We start from the raw sequence: 19,116 nt of genomic DNA, 5'->3' as shown, positions 1-19,116 counted from the left end.
ACAACAACATGCGCCAATACATGATGTTGTCTGTATTTCATGGGGTATCGATCAAACAACATTTCACCGCTTGGCGGGAGCGGACGAAGATCCGCTGGCCATTCACACGGTTCCAGGCGCCATTCGCTGACATATGCGCTGACATATTCGCTGACATAAACAGGAGACAGATTGGAACACCTTCAACGCAACCTGCGCGCGCGGCATATCCGTTTTCTCGCGCTCGGTTCGGCCATTGGCACGGGCCTTTTCTATGGATCTGCATCGGCCATCCAGTTGGCCGGTCCGGCCGTGATCCTGGCGTACATCATCGGCGGCGCGGCCGTCTACATGGTCATGCGCGCGCTGGGTGAAATGGCTGTGCGGCAGCCGGTTTCCGGCTCCTTCGGGCGCTACGCACGCGACAACCTCGGGCCGCTCGCCGGCTTTCTAACCGGGTGGACGTACATCCTCGAAATGGTGATCGTCTGTCTGGCCGACGTAACCGCCTTCGGCATCTACATGGGCTTCTGGTTTCCCGATGTACCGCAATGGATCTGGGTGCTCGGCATCGTTATGCTGATCTGCGCGCTGAACCTGTGCAACGTCAAGGTATTCGGCGAGATGGAGTTCTGGCTCGCGCTGGTCAAGATCGTGGCGATCGGCGCGATGATCGTCGGCGGCATCGCCATCCTGTTCCTGGGCGTGCAGATGAACGGCGAGCACGCACCCGGCCTGAGCAACCTGTGGGCGCACGGCGGCTTCCTGCCGCACGGCGTGGGCGGCCTGGTTGCCTCGCTTGCGGTGGTGATGTTTGCCTACGGCGGCGTCGAGATTATCGGCATCACCGGCGGTGAGGCGCAGAACCCCGACAAGGTCATCCCCAAGGCGATCAACGCCGTGCCCGCGCGCATCCTGTTGTTCTACGTGCTGACGATGTGCGTGCTGATGGCGATTTTTCCGTGGACGGGCATCGGCGGCCAAGGCAGCCCGTTCGTGCAGATTTTCTCGGGGCTGGGCATCAAGTCTGCCGCGGCGATCCTCAACCTGATCGTCATCTCGGCGGCCATCTCGGCCATCAACAGCAACATCTTTGGTGCGGGCCGCATGATGTACGGCATGGCCGAACAGGGCCAGGCGCCGCGCATCTTTGCCGCGACCTCGCGCCACGGCGTGCCCTGGGTGACGGTGCTGACCATGGCCGCTGCATTGCTGGGCGGCGTGGTGCTGAATTACCTGATTCCCGAAAACGTCTTCCTGATCATCGCGTCCATCGCCACCTTTGCGACCGTGTGGGTGTGGCTGATGATTCTGCTGTCGCAGGTGGCCATGCGCCGCCGCCTGTCGGCCGACGAAGTGCGCGCGCTCAGGTTTAAGGTGCCGCTGTGGCCGGTTGGCCCGGCACTCGCCATCGCCTTCATGCTGTTCGTGATCGGCGTGCTGGGCTACGTGGAAGAGACCCGCGTGGCGTTGTATGTCGGTGCTGGCTGGGTTGTGCTCATGTCGGCGGCCTGGTATCTGCGCGTCAAGCCGACTGCCGGTGGCCCCCTTGCCAACGAGGCGCGCGGCACATAAACCTGTTGCGGTGGCGCAAGGCGTCAAGCCACGCCGACAAACCCCCCCGTCTGATGCGCCCACAGGCGCGCATACAGCCCACCCGCCTGCAGCAGCTCGGCGTGCGTGCCGCTCTCCACGATGCGGCCGCCGTCGAGCACCACCAGCCGGTCCATCCGCGCAATGGTTGACAGCCGGTGCGCAATCGCAATCACCGTCTTTCCTTGCATCAGCGTCTCCAGGCTTTCCTGGATGGCGGCTTCGACTTCTGAATCAAGCGCGGAGGTCGCCTCGTCCAGGATCAGGATCGGCGCATCCTTGAGCAGCACACGCGCGATGGCAATGCGCTGACGCTGCCCGCCCGACAGCTTCACACCGCGCTCGCCCACCAGCGCATCAAAGCCGCGCCGGCCTTGCGCATCAGACAGTTGCGGGATGAACTCGTCAGCGCGGGCGCGGTGCACGGCTTGCATCAGCTCGGCCTCGGTGCTCTCGGGTTTGCCGTAGCGCAGGTTCTCGCGGATGGAGCGGTGCAGCAGTGACGTGTCTTGCGTGACCATGCCGATCTGCTCGCGCAGGCTTTCCTGCGTGACGGCGGCGATGTCCTGGCCGTCCACCAGAATGCGGCCGCGCTCCACGTCGTACAGGCGCAGCAGCAGGTTGACGAGCGTCGATTTGCCCGCGCCCGAGGGGCCGACCAGGCCAATGCGTTCACCGGGGCGTACCACCAGGTCCAGCCCTTCGATCACGCCGCCGCCCTTGCCGTAATGAAAGCCCACCTGCTCGAAGCGCACTTCGCCCCGGGCAACATGCAGCGGCTTGGCATCGGGCTGGTCCGTCACCGTGCGGGGCAGGGCGATGGTCTGCATGCCGTCCTGCACCTGCCCGACGTTTTCAAAGATGCCGTTGACCACCCACATGATCCAGCCCGACATGTTGTTGATGCGGATCACCAGCCCCGTGGTCAGCGCAATCGTGCCGGCGCTCACCCGGCCCTCGCTCCACAGCCACAGCGCAAGTGCTGATGTGCCGACGATCAGCAGCCCGTTCATGGCTGTGATGGTGAAATCCATACCGCTGATCATGCGGCCCGACAGGCGCGTCTTGTCGGTCTGCTCGGCCATGGCGTCGCGCGCATACGTCTCTTCATGCTGCGTATGGGCGAACAGCTTGAGCGTGGTGATGTTGCTGTAGCCGTCGACAATGCGGCCCATCAGCTTAGAGCGCGACTCCGTGGCGATAACCGAACGTGCCTTCACGCGCGGTACGAAGTAGGCGAGCGCGGCGATGTAGCAGCCGATCCACACCAGCAGCGGCACCATCAGCCACCCGTCGGCCTTGGCAAACAGGACCAGCGCGCTGATCGAATAGATCACCACGTGCCAGAGCGCGTCTACCGCCTGCACCGCCGAATCGCGCAGTGAGAACCCCGTCTGCATGATGCGCTGGGCAATGCGGCCGGCAAAGTCGTTCTGGAAAAACGTCAGGCTCTGCTTGAGCACGTAGCGGTGGTTTTGCCAGCGGACGAGGTTTGACAGGTTCGGGTTGATGACCTGATGCACCAGCACGTCGTGCAGGCCGAAGATCATGGGCCGGGCGATCAACGCAACAAAGGCCATCCACAGCAGTTCGTTGCGGTGGCGGGCGAAGAACACGGCACCGGGTGTTGCCTGGGTCATGTCGACGATGCGGCCGAGGAAGTCGAACAGCGCCACTTCGATCAGCGCGCCCAGCAGCCCCACAAGCAGCAGGAATGCGAACACGCCCCGCACTTCACGCAGAAAGTAGGCGTAGAAGTGCCAGACGTTGGCCGGAGGTTGGCTGTCGGGCAGGGGGCGGAACGGGTCGATGAGTTGTTCGAGTCGGCGCAGAGGCATGTCGGATCGGGGGGATGGGCCGACGCCCCACGGCGGGGCGCGCGCAGGTGATTGACCCATGATACGCGCCGAGCAAGCCACGCTTGGGACGCGGCTTTCCGAGTCTGCCGCGCAGAAGCCGGCCGCCTGAGCCCCGCGAGCGGGGCTCTGAACCCGGCATCCGGCAGTCGTCATCCGGGGAACCCGGCGCCGCATATAAAAAAAGCCGCTCGTTTGAGCGGCTTCTTGTGTAGACAGCGGGCGCAGTCTTCAGTGCACGACCATGCGCGTGAACGGCTCCACGTAGGCCTGCAGGGTGATCATCAGCCCCACCAGGAAGGCCAGTGCGATCGAGTGGAAGAACACGTAGCGCAGGATGTCGCCCTCGTGGCCGTACCACTTGGTGGCTGTGGAGGCCACCACGATCGACTGCGCGTCGATCATCTTGCCCATCACGCCGCCTGCGCTGTTGGCGGCTGACATCAGGATCGGCGACAGGCCAAGCTGCTCGGCCGTGGTCTTCTGCAGGCCGCCGAACAGCACGTTCGATGCCGTGTCCGAGCCGGTGAGCGCCACACCCAGCCAGCCCAGCATCGTGCCGAACAGCGGATACAGCACGCCGGTGTGCGCAAAGGCCAGGCCCAGCGTGGCGTCCAGACCCGAGTAGCGGGTCAGGTAGCCGATGCCGAACATCGCGCAGATGGTCAGCAGCGAATAGCGCGTGAGCTTGATGGTGTTCCAGTACTCCTTGAGCATGCGCGGGATCGAATACCCCATCAGCAGACCCCCCACCACGGCTGACACCAGAATGCCGGTGCCCGCCATCGACAGCACATTGAAGGTGAACACCGCGCCTTCGGCCGTCAGCTTGGGCACCACCGGCGGGCCCTTGAAGACCATCTTGTCGAGGCCCGGAATGGCGAATTTGAATTGCCAGATGCCGTCGACCATGGCCTTGAACTGCGGCACGCCCCAGATGAACACGAAGATGGTCAGGATCACCCACGGCAGCCACGCCTGCACGCGCGAGATCTTGCCGTCGATGGCGGTGGTGGCCTCGCGTGCATCAGCCGCGGCTTCGGGGTCAACGCGGGAGTTGTCTTCGCGGTTGCGCAGGGCGGTCGACGTCCAGATCGTCTTGGGCTTCCACACCTTCAGGAACAGCGTGAGCGAGCCCATGGACACCAGCGCCGCAATCACGTCCACCAGCCACGGGCCGTGGAAGTTCGACACCAGGAACTGCGGAACGGCAAACGACACGCCCGCCACCAGGATCGCCGGCCAGATCTGCAGCATGCCGCGGAAACCCGCAAACGCCCAGATCAGCCAGAACGGCACCAGCACCGAGAAGAACGGCAATTGGCGGCCGACCATGGCCGACAGGTGCAGAAGATCCAGCCCCGTGACAGAGGCCAGCCCGATGAGCGGCGCGCCCAGTGCCCCGTAGGCGACCGGCGCGGTGTTGGCGATCAGCGCCAGGCCCGAGGCCGCCAGCGGCGAGAAGCCCAGGCCGATCAGGATGGCGCCGGTCACGGCCACCGGCGTGCCGAAGCCCGCTGCGCCTTCAAAGAACGCGCCAAAGCTGAAGGCCACCAGCAGCAGTTGCAGGCGGCGGTCTTCCGTGATGCCCGAGATTGAACTCTGCAAGACCTTGAATGAGCCGTTCAAGGTGGTGAGCCGGTGCAGGAAGATGATGTTGAGAACGATCCAGCCGATCGGGAACAGGCCCGACACGATGCCCAGCCCCGCAGCCTTGCCTGCCATCGCGGCCGGCATGCCGAACACGAACGCGGCGATGCCCACCCCGACAATCAGCGCCAACCCGGCCGCCAAGTGGGCCTGCATATGGAAGAACGCCAACGAACACAGCAATACCGCAACGGGTATCCCGGCCGCCAGGGTTGACCACACGGCATTGCCGAGCGGGTCATAGACTTGATTCCACATCTTGATCTCCTCCTATTTGGGCGTTTCAGTTCTTCTCGATACCGAACGTCTTCTGTCGCCCCAATTTTGAGGGGCAAAGGCCGATTGTAGGAACAAGCGTGTCCGGGGCCGGGCAATATTCTGTCACTTTCGCCCTGAAAAGTATTCATCGGCGCCGGTGCGTGGTGTGGCGCGGCGCACGCAATTGCACCGGGTAAATCCGGGTTGTGGAATCATTGCGCCTGCATCGCTGCCCACCACATAAATTTGCCCTCTATTCATGGCTTTCCTGACGGCCTTTTTGCTTTGCCGCCGCGGCTCCCAATTGAGCACTGCCGCGCTCACCTTGTTCATGGCATTGGCGACGCTATCGCCCGCGGCGCATGGCCAGACTGCACAGGCGCCCACGCAGGCGAATGCCGAATCGACACGGCCACGCATTGGTTTGGTGCTGTCGGGGGGTGGGGCGCGCGGCTATGCGCATATCGGCGTGCTCAAGATGCTGGAGCGCATGCGCATTCCCGTTGACGCGATTGCCGCGACCAGCATGGGTGCTGTGGTGGGTGGGCTGTACGCCAGCGGCATGCGCGCCGATGCGCTGGAACAGAAGCTCTCGCAGGTTGACCTGAGCGACATCGCCTTTGACCGCAACGACCGCGCCAAGCTGCCGCAATCGTTGCGCGAGGATGACTTCCAGTATCCGATCGGCCTGTCTGCCGGTTATGGCGACGGCAACCTCAAGCTGCCGGCCGGGCTGGTGCAGGGCAACCGCTTGCTGGCGCTGCTCAAGAACTGGACGGCGCAGTGGCCCGACAACATCAAGTTCTCGCGCCTGCCGATTCCGTTCAAGGCCATGGCGACCGATCTGGCCACGGGCGACGCGGTGATCCTCGATCATGGCTCGCTGCCGCTGGCCATGCGCGCCAGCATGGCCGTGCCGGGGCTGTTCGCGCCCATTGAGGTGGAAGGACGCACGCTGGTGGACGGCGGCCTGGTGAGCAACCTGCCGGTGCAACTGGCGCGTGACATGGGCGCGGACATCATCATCGCCGTCAATATCGGGTCGGACTTGCAGCGGCCGGAAGATCTGGCCTCGCCGGCGGCGGTAACGCAGCAGATGATCACCATCCTGGTTGGCCAGAACGTGCGCGCGCAGAAGGCGCTCCTGCGCGGCAAGGATGTGCTGATCGAGCCGCAGCTCTCGGACCTCTCGTTCACCGATTTCGCCAAGGGCCCGCAGGGCGTGCGGCAGGGTGAGCGCGCAGCACAGGGCGCCCAGGCCAGGCTCGCGGCGTTGTCGCTGTCGCCGCAGGCGTATGCCGCGTACCGCGCTGCCCACGAACCGCGGGGCACGCTGATGGCGGGCGCACGCATTGATGCCATTGATGTGACCACCAACGGCCGCGTGCCGGCGGCGCGCGTGCGTCAGTTGATCGCGGTGCACGAAGGTGATGCGTATGACGCGGAAGCGCTCAACCACGAACTGTCGGCGCTGGCCACCACGGGCGATTTTGAAACCGTCACGCAGCGGCTGGTGGAAGAGAACGGCGTGCACACGCTCAAGATCGACGCGCGCGAAAAGTCGTGGGGCAATCAGTTCTTCCTGTTCGGGCTGGGCATGTCGACCAACTTCGATGGGCGTGGCGCGCTCAACATCAACCTCGGCCATCGGTATCCGTGGCTCACGCAGAGCGGGCTGGAGTGGCGCAATGACATCGTGCTCGGCAGCAACCGGGCGAGCATTCACACCGAGCTGCGTCAACCGCTATGGCAGGCGCGCGGTTTCTACATTGCACCGTATGCGGAGTATTCGCGCCGCCGTGCGGACCTCTATCTCGACGATGAGCCGCCGAGCAAGGACACCAAGCCATTCAATGCCATCACGATCGAAACGGCGCGCGCTGGTGTCGACCTGGGTATCCCGCTTGGGCGTAAGGGCGAACTCCGGCTTGGGGTGAACTACGTGAGCAAGAGCCTGAGCGTCGATTACCAGGGGCTGCTGCTCGATGACGCAAGCGGGCAGTCCATTCCGTTCAACTTCCTGACGCAGCGTGCCAAGCAGCCCGCGTTCCGGGCCCAGCTCACGCTGGATCAACTGGACGATGCGTTGTTCCCCCGCAGTGGCTACTACCTCTTCAGCAGCGTGGAAGCCGGTTTCGGTTCGCTTGACAAGACATACAACACCGCGCAGGCCAAAGGGCTGTGGGCCACGAGCTACGGTCGTCACACCTTCAATGTCGCCTTGGAGGGTGCCGGGCAATTCGGCGCGAACAGTCCGACGCGGGAGAACGACGGCGGCAGCGGAAACGGCACCAGCGAGGGCTTCGCGCTTGGCGGCTTCCAGCACCTCTCGGCCTATGCGCAGGATCAGTTCAATGGCCAATACCTGCTGTATGGCCGGCTGACCTATCTGTACGACCTGCGTATCAACGATCTGCTCGGCCTGCGCGCGCCCGTGTTCGGGGCCAGCGCGGAGGCGGGTAACGTCTGGCAGTTGCGCAACAACTTTGGCACGGGCCCTTACTTGAAGAGTGGCAGCGTGTTCGTTGGCGGCAACAGCCCAATCGGGCCGCTGTACTTCGGTTTTGCGATGGCGCCGCGCGGCGTTTGGAACGCGTATTTGCAGCTCGGTCGCGTCTTCTGAAGCGGCATCGATCGACAACAATCGGCAGCGGGTTTGCGCAGGCGCGCCGGGAGCGCGGCGCGTGTTCAGGGGCGGCGAGCGCCAGCGCCGGCTGGATGCCGCGTACGAGCACGAGACGGTGGGCCCGGCCGTCTGATCACTCGGCCATGGCTGCGCCTTTGCGTTTGGCTGCTGCCGGGTCGAACCCGAAGAAGCGCAGCACCTCGGCCGCGACCTGATCGCGGTCGTTGTCCACGCAGATCATGTGGTAGCTGTCTTCCAGCACCACGGTGCGCGCGTGGGGAAGGGTGGCTTGCAGCGTTTGGGCGGAGCGCAGGCTGGTGAGCTCGTCTTCGCGGGAATGGATCACCAGCGTTTGGCACTGCGTGTCGGGCGCTGCCGCCCGGGCCCGGCGGCGCAGCCGATCCACCTGCCGAATGCACGCCAGTGGCACCCAGGGGTAGTGGAAGCTGTCGCCACGCGCGAGTTTGGCCTTGATGATCCGCCGCAACAGCGGGTTCTTAACGCCGAACGGTTCATCTTCTTCCACACGCATGCGTGCGGCCATGCCCGGAATGCGATACACCGCATACCGCAAATCCCGATACCAGGGCGTCGACCAGCCGTCGATATGGATGGGCGTGGCCAGCAGCGCCAGCCTGTCTTGCGGGCGGTCGATGCCATGTCGAACGCGGTGCGCCAGTATCAGCGCCAGCAGCGCGCCCATGCACATTCCCCCGATATGCACGGTTTCATGCTCGGCGACGAGCTGCTCATACGTTTGCGTGAGCGTTTCAAGCCAAGCTTCAGCGGGCATATGAATCAGGTCTTCGGGGCGCGTGCCGTGGCCAGGCAAGGTCGGGACGTGCGTCACTGCGCCGGCATTGCGCAGCGCTTTCTGCAGCACGCCCAGGTCGTAGGCCGTGCCGCCCAGGCCGTGAATCAGCAGCACCGCAGTGCTGCCGGGCGCTTGAATGGTCATAGAGGGGTCACAGCGCCGTCTCGACCGACCAAGTGCCGGCCACCAGCGCGGTGTTGCCGAGGGCGTCGGTCAGCGGGCCGCCGTTGTCGACCACGGTGTGCAGCGTGCCGTCGCGCGCGGTGATACGCAGCGTCTGGCGTCGTGCAGGGGAGGCAGCCTCATCGTCTTGCGGCGCGTCACCCAGCCAACGCGCACGCAGCGCATTGCGGTCATCCGGATGCACCAACTGCAGCACGGTTGAGATGGACGCCAAGCTTGCCGCGTCGTGCCCGAAAACGAGAACCACATCGCCACCCCAATCGATGCGGCCGCTGGCCGGGTCGATGGTGTAGACGAGTTGCCCCGCCGCCGACAGCGCCAGTTCCACGCGGTTTTGCCACTGTGCACTTTGCTCGTGCAGTTGCTCGCGCGTCGTCTTGAGTGCGCTCACCACCAGCACCAGCAGTGCGGCGACGCCCAGGTACAACTGCGCTTCGAGCAGCGACTGGCCGTAGTGGTGATCCAGCACAGCGAAGGGGCCGTCGCCTTCAGCGGTTTGCGTAAGCGCCACCAGCGTGAGCAGCAACACCGCCACCGAGCCGCCGCGGCCGCCCCACAGCAGAGCCACTACCACGGCAAAAAACAGCGGGATGTACGTCAATGCAAAGCCGATGCCGTCGCCAAATTTCGCGTCGCTGTTGCCATCGAAGATGATGTATGCCGACAGCGCCAGCGCAACGAAGGCGGCCAGCCCGAGCAGGAAATCCGTACGGTCGGTGCCGCCTGAACGGAACGCGCGAAAGCGCGACCACGCCGCCAGCACCGGCGTGACGATCAGAACGCCGAGAAAGTCCGACGCCGCCCAGATGTGCAGCACGTGCCCGAACGCGCCGCCTTGTGACCACGCAAACCATGCCGCGCCGAACAGCGCGCCCAGCACTGCGCTGAACGCACCTGCGGCCAGCATCGCCCGCACGAAGTACAGTCCCTCGAGCGGCACGCGCGCCAGCCGCACCAGCGCCACGCCCAGCGCCGCGCTGCCCGCCTCGTCGAGCACAAACAGCATCGCGTGCGCAGGGTTGGTGTGTTCAATGGCCGCCAGCGCCAGTTGCGCGGCGGCAAACGCCGCGCCCAGCCCCGGCCATTCGCGGTACGGCCGCAGCATGAACGCGGCCATCGTCACGCCCGCCGGCAGCCAGAGGTAGCCCGTCATGTCGACCGGCCCGTTTAGCCGGTGTGACACGATGGCGGCAACCAGGTAAAGCGCACCCCAGAGGATCGTGGCGACGGTGGTGGAGGGTCGGTTCAGTGGCATCCGGATTTGCCTCGGTAAAAACAAAAAACCGCGCCGGCCAGGGTGCCGTGCGCGGTGGATGATGCTACCGCAATCGGTTTGGATGGTGGTCTAAACCACCGGCAGCGCCAACACTTCCCGCGCTGCTCGACGGTCGCGCAACTCCGTCATCCAACGCTCAAGGTTCGGGCGGGCGGGGCGCTCCATCGGCAAGCCGAGCCAGCGGTGCGTGGCGCAGCCGCAGACGATGTCGGCCATCGTGAAGCGCTGGCCGGCCACGTAGGGCTGCTTGGCCAACACGGCTTCGAGAACGGCGGTGGCGCGCTCGGCCGCCTGGCGTGAGTGTTCAATGCGGGCGGCGTCGCGCTGGTCTTCCGGCGTACGCACGAGCTGCAGGAACGCATCGACCATCGACGGGCTGTACGAGGTGGTCTGCCAATCCATCCAGCGGTCGGCATCAGCACGTTCATGCAGTTCGAGCGGGTAGAGGTTGCCAGGGCCGTAGCGTGCCGACAGGTAGCGCACGATGGCGTTGGATTCCCACAGCACGAAGCGCGTATCGCCGGAATCGTTCAGGCCGTCTTCGATGACGGGGATCATCCCGTTCGGGTTCATCGCCTTGAATTCCGCCGTATCGACGCCCCCAAAGGCACCGCCGACGTCGATGCGTTCATGGTCCAGCGACAGCTCGCGCGCGCACCAGACCACTTTCTGCACATTGACCGAAGAGAGTCTTCCCCAGATCCGCAACATCGACGACGGCTCCTTTCTTAAGCGTGGTGACGTAAATTTAGGCGGCCTTGGGCGTGAGCGCCGCGATTTCCGCGCGGATCAACTCGCCCAGCACGGCAACGCCTTGTTCGATGCGTTCCGGCGCGACAGTCACGAAGGCCAGGCGCAGGGTATTGCGACGCGGCGCGTTGGCATAGAACGGCGCGCCGGGCACGAAGGCCACATTGCGCGCAACGGCCTTTTCCAGCAAGGCCATCGTGTCGATGCCTTCGGGCACTTCCACCCAGATGAACATGCCGCCTTCCGGACGGTTCCAGTGCACGCCGGTCGGCATGTGGCGCTGCAGCGAATCCAGCATCGCTTCGCACTGCTTGCCGTAGAGGTCTCGGATGCTCGGGATATGCGTGTCGAGCAGGCCGGTCTTCAGTACCTCGTATGCCACGCGCTGCGTGAAGCTGGGCGTGTGCAGATCCGACGCCTGCTTGGCCTGCACGAGTTTGAAGTGGATGTGCTCGGGCGCAATGATGTAGCCCAGGCGCATGCCCGGTGCCAGGATCTTCGAGAACGAACCCATGTAGACCACGCCGTCCGGGTTGAGCGAGCGCAGCGAGGGCAACTGGTCGCCGGTATAGCTCAGCTCTCCGTACGGATCGTCTTCGACCAGCAGCACGCCGAGTTCTTTGGCGCGGGTCACCAGGGCCTGGCGGCGGTCCAGCGGGAGGCGGCGGCCGGTCGGGTTCTGGAAGTTCGGGATCGTGTAGAAGAAGCGCGCGCCGGCAGTCAGTTCGGGCGTGAGCGCTTCGGGCAGCAGACCTTTGTCGTCGCTGGGCACCGACATGTACGCCGGCTCGAACAGTGAGAACGATTGCAGCGCTCCCAGATAGCTGGGCGTTTCCACCATCACCTTGCTTTGCGGGTCGATGAAGATCTTGCCCAGCAGGTCCAGCCCCTGTTGCGACCCCGTCGTGATGAGCACGCGCGAAGCCGTGGTGTCGTGTCGCTGGGCAATCCATTCCCGCAGTCCGGACAGCCCCTCGGTCGGGCCGTACTGCAGTGCGGCCTGCGGGTTGTCTGCAAACATGCGGGCGCACGCCGCCTGAATCGCCTCGACCGGGAAGGTGACCGGGGCGGGCAGGCCACCGGCAAACGAAATGACCTCAGGACGTTCAGTGATCTTGAGGATTTCCCGGATCGCCGAACTGGTGAGCTGTTGAGCACGGCGGGAGAAGGTACAGGGAGCGTGGTCCATGGTGTGGTCCTTGTGTTGCGGTGCCCACCTCGTGAGCGGGCGCCGTGGGTGGGCAAAGCGCAGAGAATAGCAGGCAACCGGCCCGTCTAACATAGGGCGGCCGCCTTGGGCACAGGCGGAAAAGCGTCGCTCAGGCGACTTCGGCAATCAGTTCGATCTCAACACACGCGCCGAACGGAATCTGTGCAACGCCGAAAGCGCTGCGGGCGTGCTTGCCGGCCTCGCCAAACACATCGGCAAACAGTTCCGACGCGCCGTTGGTCACCAGGTGCTGCTCGGTGAACTCCGGTGTGGAATTGACCAGGCTCATGACCTTGACGATGCGTTTGACGCGGGCGAGGTCGCCCCCCAGGTGCGTGTTCAACGTGGCGATGAGGTCGATGGCGATGGCGCGTGCAGCGGCCTTGCCTTGTTCGGTGGTCATGTCGGCGCCCAGCTTGCCGACCCAAGGCTTGCCGTCTTTCTTGGCGATGTGGCCAGACAGGAAGACCTGGTTGCCGGTTTGAGCGGCCATAACGTACGCAGCGGCTGGAGCACCGGCGGCGGGCAATTCGATGCCCAGTTGCTTGAGCTTGGCCTGAGCGTCGTGCGAGGCGGACATATTGACTCCTTGAGGTGTTGGGTGAACAGGGATGGGGAACGACGCTATCGGCGCACCGACGTCCGCCGGCCAATGCCGACCACGGCAATCACTGCCAGCGCAAACAGCACGGTGGGCGCGTCCAGCGATTCGCCCAGCAGCAACCAGCCGCCAATCAGCGTCATGAAAGGTTGCAGCAATTGTATCTGGCCGACCCGTGCAACACCGCCTGCAGCAAGGCCCGAATACCAGAACAGGAAGCCGATGAACATGGAAAAGGCCGACACGTAAGCCAGCCCCATCCAGGCGCGCGATGAAGCATGCGCCAGTGCCTCGGCCTGATGTGTGGCCGGCAGCCACGCCAGCGCACCCACCAGCGGTAGCAGCACGGGCAGCGAGACGACCAGCGCCCAGGCAATCGTCTGCGTGCCGCCCAACTCGCGTGCGAGCTTGCCGCCTGTCGCATAACCGAGGGCCCCGGTCACCATGGCCGCAAACAATAGCCAATCGGCGCGATGCAACGCGCCTGCACCTTGCAGCAGCGCAAATGAGACGACGAGCACACTGCCGATCACCGCGCACAGCCAGAACCCCGTCGATGGCCGTTCACGCCCGAACCACGCGGCAAAGACGGCGGTTGCCAGCGGCAACAGACCGGTGATGATGGCGCCGTGCGCGGCTGGCACATCGCGCATCGCCAGTGACGAAAACAGCGGAAAGCCCACCACCACGCCCATCGCGGTTACCGCGAGTTGCCACCATTGGTTGCCGCGCGGGCGCTTGCCGGGGGAAAACGCCCGCGTCGCTGCCAGCAGGCCGAGTGCCAGCACACTGGCCAGCACCGCCCGCGCCAGCGCTACGAACGTCGCGTCCAGCTCAGCGACGGCCATGCGCGTGAACGGTAGCGTCTGGCTGAAGATCGTCACGCCGATGAAGCCGAGCAGCAGGCCGCGGCGTTCAGCGTGATCAATGTGGTTCATGGGCAGGGTGGCGGACTTGTTCATGGCGGCCGCTCAATCTGCAAACGCCACTGCCACGCGCCGGTTCTGGCGGCTCTTCTTTTCGATCTTGGTGACGACCACGCGGCCGATTTCACCGGTGGCGCGCACGTGGGTGCCGCCGCACGGCTGGCGGTCGATGCCCTCGATATGGATGATGCGGATGGCTGACGCACCCGCCGGCGGCGCCGCGCCGATGGTGCGCACGAGCTCTGGCTGCGCGGCCAGCGCTTCCGGCGTGATCAGGTCGATGCGTACTGGCGTGTTGCGGCCGATGAGTTCGTTCAGTTGCGTGGTGAGCGTGTCGCGGTCGAGCGTCGATTCGGGCAGGTCGAAATCGATGCGGCCGGAGTCTGGCGAGATGCCACAGCCCGTGACCGGCACCGGAATCAGCGAGCCCAGCAGATGCAGGCACGTATGCAGGCGCATCAGGCGGTGGCGGCGGTCCCAGTCGATGGTGGCGGTGACGGGCGTGCCAGGCGCGAGCAGCGTGAGCTTGGCGTTGTCGGCGGCCACGTGCAGCACGGTCTGGCGATCGGCGCTGTAGACGGTGTCGGCAATTGTGATGGCCTGCCCATCGCCCAGGACGAGCGTGCCGGTGTCGCCGGCCTGACCGCCGCTGCGGGCGTAGAACACTGTGGCGTCCAGCTCAATGCCTTCCGGGTGTACGGCGACAACGGTGGCGTTGCAGGTGGTGCGGTAGGCGTCTTCGTCAAAGCGTTTCAACGTAGGCATGTGCGGTCTCCAAAATGCGCTCTGGGGGCGGAATTCTGACCTTGATGCTACCGAACTGTGTCTGTACAGTACCTGTACACTTTGCCATGGTGCTTTCTGTACAGTTTTCCGCCTGCTCCAGCGTATCCCGTCATGAATTCCACCTCTCATATCATCAGCCTGGATGCCCGCCGCGCGGCAGCGCGCCCGGCGGCGGAGCAATTGCCGGATCCGATTCCGTCAGCGCAGATGACGCTGGTGGATCAGCTCACGGAGTGGGCGCGCATGCGCATTGACGAGCGTGTGTTTCGCGCCGGCATGCGCATGCCGTCGATCCGGCAACTGGCACAGGAGAAAAGCATTTCGCGCTTCACCGTGGTGGAGGCGTACGAGCGGCTGGTGGCGCAGGGGTATCTGGAATCGCGCCGCGGCTCGGGCTTTTACGTAAAGGAGCGCCACACGCCGTTGCCCGAAGAGCCCGCTGCGCCGCCAGCCACGGCACGCAAGATCGACGTGACCTGGCTGTTGCGGAACATGTTCCATTCTGCCGAGCCGCGCAAGGCGCCGGGCATCGGCTTTTTGCCCAACGGCTGGCTCGACGGCGAGCTGATCGCGAACGCGCTGCGTACGCTGGGCCGCCAGAACGGCAACCAGTTTCTCGCGTGGGGGTCGCCGCAGGGCTTCCTGCCGTTGCGCCAGCAGTTGCAGACGCGGCTGGCGGAGCTGGAGATTGGCGCGCGGCCGGACCAGATCGTCATGACCTCCGGCATTACTTCGTCGCTGGACCTGATTGCGCGTCAGTACGTGCAGCCCGGCGACACAGTGCTGGTGGGCGATCCGGCATGGTTTCTGATGTTCGGCCGCTTTGCCGCGCAGGGTGCCCAGGTGATCGGCGTGCCGTACACCACCGAGGGCCCGGATCTGGCCGCCCTGGAAGGGCTGGTGCAGGTACGCCGCCCAAAGCTGCTGATTATCAACTCGATCCTGCACAACCCGACGGGGACATCGCTCTCGGCGGCCAAGGCGTTTCAGTTGCTGCGGCTGGCTGAGCAGTACGGCTTCCTGATCGTGGAAGACGATATCTACGGCGATCTCGCGCCGCCAGGACATCCCGGCACACGGCTGGCGAGCTTGGACCAGTTGCGCCGTGTGATCTACCTGAGCAGCTTTTCCAAGACGCTCGCGGCGAACCTGCGCGTGGGCTTTATCGCCTGCCATCCGGAGTTGGCCAAGAACCTGATCGACGGCAAGTTGCTGACCGGTTTGGTCACGCCGGAGATCAACGAGCGCGTGCTCTACAAGATCCTCACGGAAGGGCACTATCGCAAGCACGTCGAACGCATACGCGGCCGCCTGGACCGCGCCCGGGACGGCGTGCAGCGTGGCTTGGAGCGCATGGGCCTGAAACTGTTTGCGCAGCAGGGCGCGGGCATGTTCCTCTGGGCCGATACCGGGCAGGACACCACCGCCATCGCCCGCGCCGGGCACGAGCAGGGCTATGTGTTTGCGCCGGGCAGCCTGTTTTCGCCGTCGCAGATGCCGTCTACGTGGATGCGCTTCAACATTGCGACCAGCGCCGATCCGGACATGATCCGGTTCTTGGCTGAGCAGCTTGAAAAGGGGTGAAGTTGCTTATGTACGCCCTTGCTTTAGCCAATGCCACGCAAGAAGCGCCAAGAGCGCGACCAAACAGGTTAGGGAGAGGGAAACCAGCAACCACGTGTAGCCGAGAATCAATGAGGCAACGATGCGCCACGCTACCGGGTTGATATCGGTACCGTAGCCGGAGAGCGCCGGAAAGGTGGCCGCACCGACCTTGAATGTGCTCATCGGTTGACCATTCAGTTCAAAGCTGCAATCGAGCGTGGAGCCACGCCAACGGATTGAACGTGTCGATTCCGGCCGTGCGCCGCCATGCCTCACAATCGCCGAGTGTGATTTTTGTGCATGTGTGGCGCTTGAAATAACGGCTCAACGCCCTATCTAGCTTCACAAATTCATGCGGGCGCACGCGCAAGGTGTAGCCCGCTTCTCTTTCCACTTTTCAGACTTTTACGCACACCATGAGCGCACCGCACGAGAAGATGGCTTTCCAGGCAGAAGTGAAACAGCTTCTGCATCTGATGATCCACTCCCTGTACAGCAACAAGGAAATCTTCCTGCGTGAGCTGGTTTCCAATGCGTCGGATGCGGTGGACAAACTGCGCTTCGAGGGCATCGCCAATCCGGCTTTGCTCGAGGGTGGCAATGCGGGCAGTGGTGAATTGGGCATCCGCATCGGCGTTGATACGGCCGCACGCACCATCACCGTTGCCGACAACGGCATCGGCATGAGCCGCGACGAGGCCATCCGCAACCTCGGCACCATCGCCCGCTCGGGCACGCGCGAGTTCTTCAGCCAGCTCTCGGGCGACCAGCAGAAAGACGCGGCACTCATCGGCCAGTTTGGCGTGGGCTTCTACTCGGCCTTCATCGTGGCCGACCGCGTGACGGTGGAATCGCGCCGCGCCGGCGTGGCCGCCAATGAAGGCGTGCGCTGGGAAAGCGCGGGCGACGGCGAATTCACGGTCGACACCATCGAGCGCGCCGAGCGCGGCACCACCATCACGCTGCACTTGCGCGAGGGCGAGGACGATTTCCTCTCCGCCTGGCGCGTCAAGTCGATCGTGCAGAAGTATTCGGACCACATCTCCCTGCCGATCCAGATGCGCAAGGAAGCGTGGGACGAAGAGAAAAAAACGATGGTCGCCCAGGACGAATGGGAAACCATCAACCAGGGCAGCGCCCTTTGGGCCCGCCCGCGTGCGGATGTGACCGACGAGCAATACATCGCCTTCTACCAGCACATCGCGCACGAAAACGGCAAGCCGCTCGCCTGGACACACAACCGCGTGGAAGGCCGCAGCGAATACACGCAACTGCTGTACATCCCGACCAACGCGCCGTTCGATCTGTGGGACCGCGAGCGCCGCAGCGGCCTGAAGCTGTACGTCAAGCGCGTCTTCATCATGGACGACGCCGAGCAACTGCTGCCGGGCTACCAGCGCTTCGTGAAGGGCGTGATTGATTCGGCCGACCTGCCGCTGAACGTGTCGCGTGAAATCCTGCAGGAAAGCCGCGACGTGAAGGCGATCCGTGAGGGCTCGACCAAGCGTGTGCTGGGCATGCTCGAATCGATGGCCGAGTCCGATGATGCGGCCGAGAAGGAAAAGTACGCCACGTTCTGGCAGCACTTCGGCCAGGTGCTCAAGGAAGGCATTGGCGAAGACCACGCCAACAAGGACCGCATTGCCAAGCTGCTGCGCTTTGCCTCCACGCATAACGAAGACAGCGCCCAGACCGTCTCGCTGGCCGACTACATCGGCCGCATGAAGGAAGGTCAGGACAAGATCTACTACGTGACCGCCGAGAACTGGACGGCTGCCAAGTCGAGCCCGCACCTGGAGATCTTCCGCAAAAAGGGCGTGGAAGTGCTGCTGTTGACCGACCGCGTGGACGAATGGATGCTCTCGTTCCTGCACGACTTTGAAGAGAAGGAACTGGTGTCGGTGGCACGCGGGGATCTCGACCTCGGCGCGATGGAAGACGAAGCCGAGAAGGCCGAGCACGCCAAGGTGGAAGGCGAGTTCAAGGCGCTGGTGGAGCGCGCCAAGGCTGTGCTGAACGACAAGGCCAAGGACGTGCGCATCACGCACCGTCTGACCGATTCGCCGTCGTGCCTGGTGGCGGATGACGGCGACATCAGCGGCACGCTGGCACGTCTGCTCAAGCAGGCCGGTCAGCAGGCGCCTGACAGCAAGCCGGTGCTGGAGCTGAACCCGACGCATCCGCTGGTGCGCAAGCTGGCGCTGCTGGAGACCGTCACGGGCAATGAGGCGGACCGCGCTGCGTTTGAAGATCGCCTGCATGTGCTGTTCGATCAAGCACTGCTGGCCGAGGGGGGCTCGCTGACAGACCCGGCAGCTTACGTGCAACGTGTGAATCGCCTGCTGGCCTGACGGGCAACGTGACGCTCAAGCGATGCTTTCCGCCCGTGGCCGACGCGCACACGCGCGTACTGATTCTGGGCAGCCTGCCCGGCGAAGCATCGCTTGCGCAATCGCAGTACTACGCCTACAAGCACAACCAGTTCTGGGATCTGACGGGCGATGTCATTGGGCAGGACCTGCGGGGCATGGACTACGCCATGCGTTTGCAGACGCTGCTCGCGCACCGCATCGGCCTGTGGGACGTGGTGGCGGAGGCGAAGCGCGAGGGTAGCTCCGATAGCGCGATCCGCGACCATGCCGGCAATGATCTGGCTGGCTTGATCGCATCGTTGCCCGAACTGGCGGTGATCGCTTTTAACGGCGGCACCGCTGCGCGCATCGGCCTGAAGGCACTCGGTGAACACGGCGAACATCGCATCGTCAGGCTGCCTTCCAGTAGTCCGGCGCATACCGTGTCCTACTTGGAGAAGTTGCAGGCCTGGCGGGAGTTGCGAATCTGGCTGGACCGGCTCGCCTGATGACTGCGGAGACAATTCATTCGATCCGTCAGTACCACGTCTTCAACGCTATCCCGCCCAACGCCAATCGCCTTTCCTTCAACAGGTCTGTTGCGAGACTGAAACGTTTTTTACGGTTTCACTGCGTGGCGCTGTGCCATGCC

At 64.2% G+C, this 19,116-nt stretch carries 15 protein-coding genes; 5 read left to right on the top strand and 10 right to left on the bottom strand.

Annotation, left to right across the window (positions count from 1 at the left end; translation table 11 throughout):
• Nucleotides 1–171: 171 nt before the first annotated feature.
• The gene (locus tag PSUB009319_RS06660; protein WP_124381456.1) at nt 172–1,554 is read left to right on the top strand and encodes an amino acid permease; all 1,383 of its coding nucleotides are present in this window, start codon (nt 172–174) and stop codon (nt 1,552–1,554) included.
• 23 nt (nt 1,555–1,577) lie between these two features.
• On the opposite strand, the gene PSUB009319_RS06655 is transcribed toward PSUB009319_RS06660, so the two are convergent.
• Both PSUB009319_RS06655 and PSUB009319_RS06650 read right to left on the bottom strand, forming a co-directional pair.
• Nucleotides 1,578–3,410 (bottom strand): ABC transporter ATP-binding protein, encoded by a 1,833-nt coding sequence (locus PSUB009319_RS06655; protein WP_124381455.1) that lies wholly within the window; start codon nt 3,408–3,410, stop codon nt 1,578–1,580.
• 249 nt (nt 3,411–3,659) lie between these two features.
• Complete coding sequence (locus tag PSUB009319_RS06650; protein WP_124381454.1) at nt 3,660–5,336, bottom strand: L-lactate permease; 1,677 nt, start codon at nt 5,334–5,336, stop codon at nt 3,660–3,662.
• 331 nt (nt 5,337–5,667) lie between these two features.
• Between PSUB009319_RS06650 and PSUB009319_RS06645 the strand changes: the two genes are divergently transcribed.
• Complete coding sequence (locus PSUB009319_RS06645; protein WP_260392907.1) at nt 5,668–7,959, top strand: patatin-like phospholipase family protein; 2,292 nt, start codon at nt 5,668–5,670, stop codon at nt 7,957–7,959.
• 136 nt (nt 7,960–8,095) lie between these two features.
• On the opposite strand, the gene PSUB009319_RS06640 is transcribed toward PSUB009319_RS06645, so the two are convergent.
• The 7 genes from PSUB009319_RS06640 to PSUB009319_RS06610 all read right to left on the bottom strand — a co-directional run bounded on the left by PSUB009319_RS06640 (nt 8,096) and on the right by PSUB009319_RS06610 (nt 14,487).
• A complete protein-coding gene (locus PSUB009319_RS06640; protein ID WP_124381452.1) occupies nt 8,096–8,920 on the bottom strand; it encodes a carboxylesterase in 825 nt (274 codons plus the stop codon).
• 7 nt (nt 8,921–8,927) lie between these two features.
• Nucleotides 8,928–10,214: an MASE1 domain-containing protein gene (locus tag PSUB009319_RS06635; protein ID WP_124381451.1), complete on the bottom strand. Its 1,287-nt coding sequence runs from the start codon at nt 10,212–10,214 to the stop codon at nt 8,928–8,930.
• Between the two features lie 90 nt (nt 10,215–10,304).
• The gene (locus PSUB009319_RS06630; protein ID WP_124381450.1) at nt 10,305–10,946 is read right to left on the bottom strand and encodes a glutathione S-transferase family protein; all 642 of its coding nucleotides are present in this window, start codon (nt 10,944–10,946) and stop codon (nt 10,305–10,307) included.
• Nucleotides 10,947–10,983: 37 nt separating this feature from the next.
• Nucleotides 10,984–12,174: a PLP-dependent aminotransferase family protein gene (locus PSUB009319_RS06625; protein ID WP_124381449.1), complete on the bottom strand. Its 1,191-nt coding sequence runs from the start codon at nt 12,172–12,174 to the stop codon at nt 10,984–10,986.
• A gap of 130 nt (nt 12,175–12,304) precedes the next feature.
• A complete protein-coding gene (locus tag PSUB009319_RS06620; protein WP_124381448.1) occupies nt 12,305–12,775 on the bottom strand; it encodes a RidA family protein in 471 nt (156 codons plus the stop codon).
• Nucleotides 12,776–12,819: 44 nt separating this feature from the next.
• Nucleotides 12,820–13,758: a DMT family transporter gene (locus PSUB009319_RS06615; RefSeq protein ID WP_124381447.1), complete on the bottom strand. Its 939-nt coding sequence runs from the start codon at nt 13,756–13,758 to the stop codon at nt 12,820–12,822.
• A gap of 9 nt (nt 13,759–13,767) precedes the next feature.
• Nucleotides 13,768–14,487: an alanyl-tRNA editing protein gene (locus tag PSUB009319_RS06610; RefSeq protein ID WP_124381446.1), complete on the bottom strand. Its 720-nt coding sequence runs from the start codon at nt 14,485–14,487 to the stop codon at nt 13,768–13,770.
• A 57-nt stretch (nt 14,488–14,544) separates the two neighbouring features.
• Between PSUB009319_RS06610 and PSUB009319_RS06605 the strand changes: the two genes are divergently transcribed.
• Nucleotides 14,545–16,092, top strand: coding sequence for a PLP-dependent aminotransferase family protein (locus tag PSUB009319_RS06605; protein ID WP_185453427.1), 1,548 nt, complete (start codon nt 14,545–14,547; stop codon nt 16,090–16,092).
• A 6-nt stretch (nt 16,093–16,098) separates the two neighbouring features.
• Here the strand turns inward: PSUB009319_RS06605 and PSUB009319_RS06600 are convergent, their stop codons facing one another.
• Entirely contained in the window at nt 16,099–16,296 is a 198-nt protein-coding gene (locus PSUB009319_RS06600) for a hypothetical protein (protein ID WP_185453426.1), read from the bottom strand.
• Nucleotides 16,297–16,529: 233 nt separating this feature from the next.
• Between PSUB009319_RS06600 and htpG the strand changes: the two genes are divergently transcribed.
• Nucleotides 16,530–18,464: a molecular chaperone HtpG gene (htpG, locus tag PSUB009319_RS06595; protein ID WP_124381443.1), complete on the top strand. Its 1,935-nt coding sequence runs from the start codon at nt 16,530–16,532 to the stop codon at nt 18,462–18,464.
• 8 nt (nt 18,465–18,472) lie between these two features.
• Nucleotides 18,473–18,973: a DNA-deoxyinosine glycosylase gene (locus PSUB009319_RS06590; RefSeq protein WP_124381442.1), complete on the top strand. Its 501-nt coding sequence runs from the start codon at nt 18,473–18,475 to the stop codon at nt 18,971–18,973.
• Nucleotides 18,974–19,116: the final 143 nt, after the last annotated feature.

This window comes from Ralstonia sp. SET104 (assembly GCF_003851545.1).
Lineage (GTDB): Bacteria > Pseudomonadota > Gammaproteobacteria > Burkholderiales > Burkholderiaceae > Ralstonia.
Note: the sequence above shows the minus strand (reverse complement) of the source record. Positions and strands in the feature narration are given on the sequence as shown.

Bases quoted from the DNA above. Each gene is read 5' to 3' on its own strand.
- PSUB009319_RS06600 (WP_185453426.1), bottom strand. From the start codon at position 16,296: ATGAGCACATTCAAGGTCGGTGCGGCCACCTTTCCGGCGCTCTCCGGC.
- PSUB009319_RS06645 (WP_260392907.1), top strand. From the start codon at position 5,668: ATGGCATTGGCGACGCTATCGCCCGCGGCGCATGGCCAGACTGCACAG.
- PSUB009319_RS06630 (WP_124381450.1), bottom strand. From the start codon at position 10,946: ATGTTGCGGATCTGGGGAAGACTCTCTTCGGTCAATGTGCAGAAAGTG.
- PSUB009319_RS06640 (WP_124381452.1), bottom strand. From the start codon at position 8,920: ATGACCATTCAAGCGCCCGGCAGCACTGCGGTGCTGCTGATTCACGGC.
- PSUB009319_RS06625 (WP_124381449.1), bottom strand. From the start codon at position 12,174: ATGGACCACGCTCCCTGTACCTTCTCCCGCCGTGCTCAACAGCTCACC.
- PSUB009319_RS06655 (WP_124381455.1), bottom strand. From the start codon at position 3,410: ATGCCTCTGCGCCGACTCGAACAACTCATCGACCCGTTCCGCCCCCTG.
- PSUB009319_RS06610 (WP_124381446.1), bottom strand. From the start codon at position 14,487: ATGCCTACGTTGAAACGCTTTGACGAAGACGCCTACCGCACCACCTGC.
- PSUB009319_RS06635 (WP_124381451.1), bottom strand. From the start codon at position 10,214: ATGCCACTGAACCGACCCTCCACCACCGTCGCCACGATCCTCTGGGGT.
- PSUB009319_RS06615 (WP_124381447.1), bottom strand. From the start codon at position 13,758: ATGAACAAGTCCGCCACCCTGCCCATGAACCACATTGATCACGCTGAA.
- htpG (WP_124381443.1), top strand. From the start codon at position 16,530: ATGAGCGCACCGCACGAGAAGATGGCTTTCCAGGCAGAAGTGAAACAG.
- PSUB009319_RS06650 (WP_124381454.1), bottom strand. From the start codon at position 5,336: ATGTGGAATCAAGTCTATGACCCGCTCGGCAATGCCGTGTGGTCAACC.
- PSUB009319_RS06620 (WP_124381448.1), bottom strand. From the start codon at position 12,775: ATGTCCGCCTCGCACGACGCTCAGGCCAAGCTCAAGCAACTGGGCATC.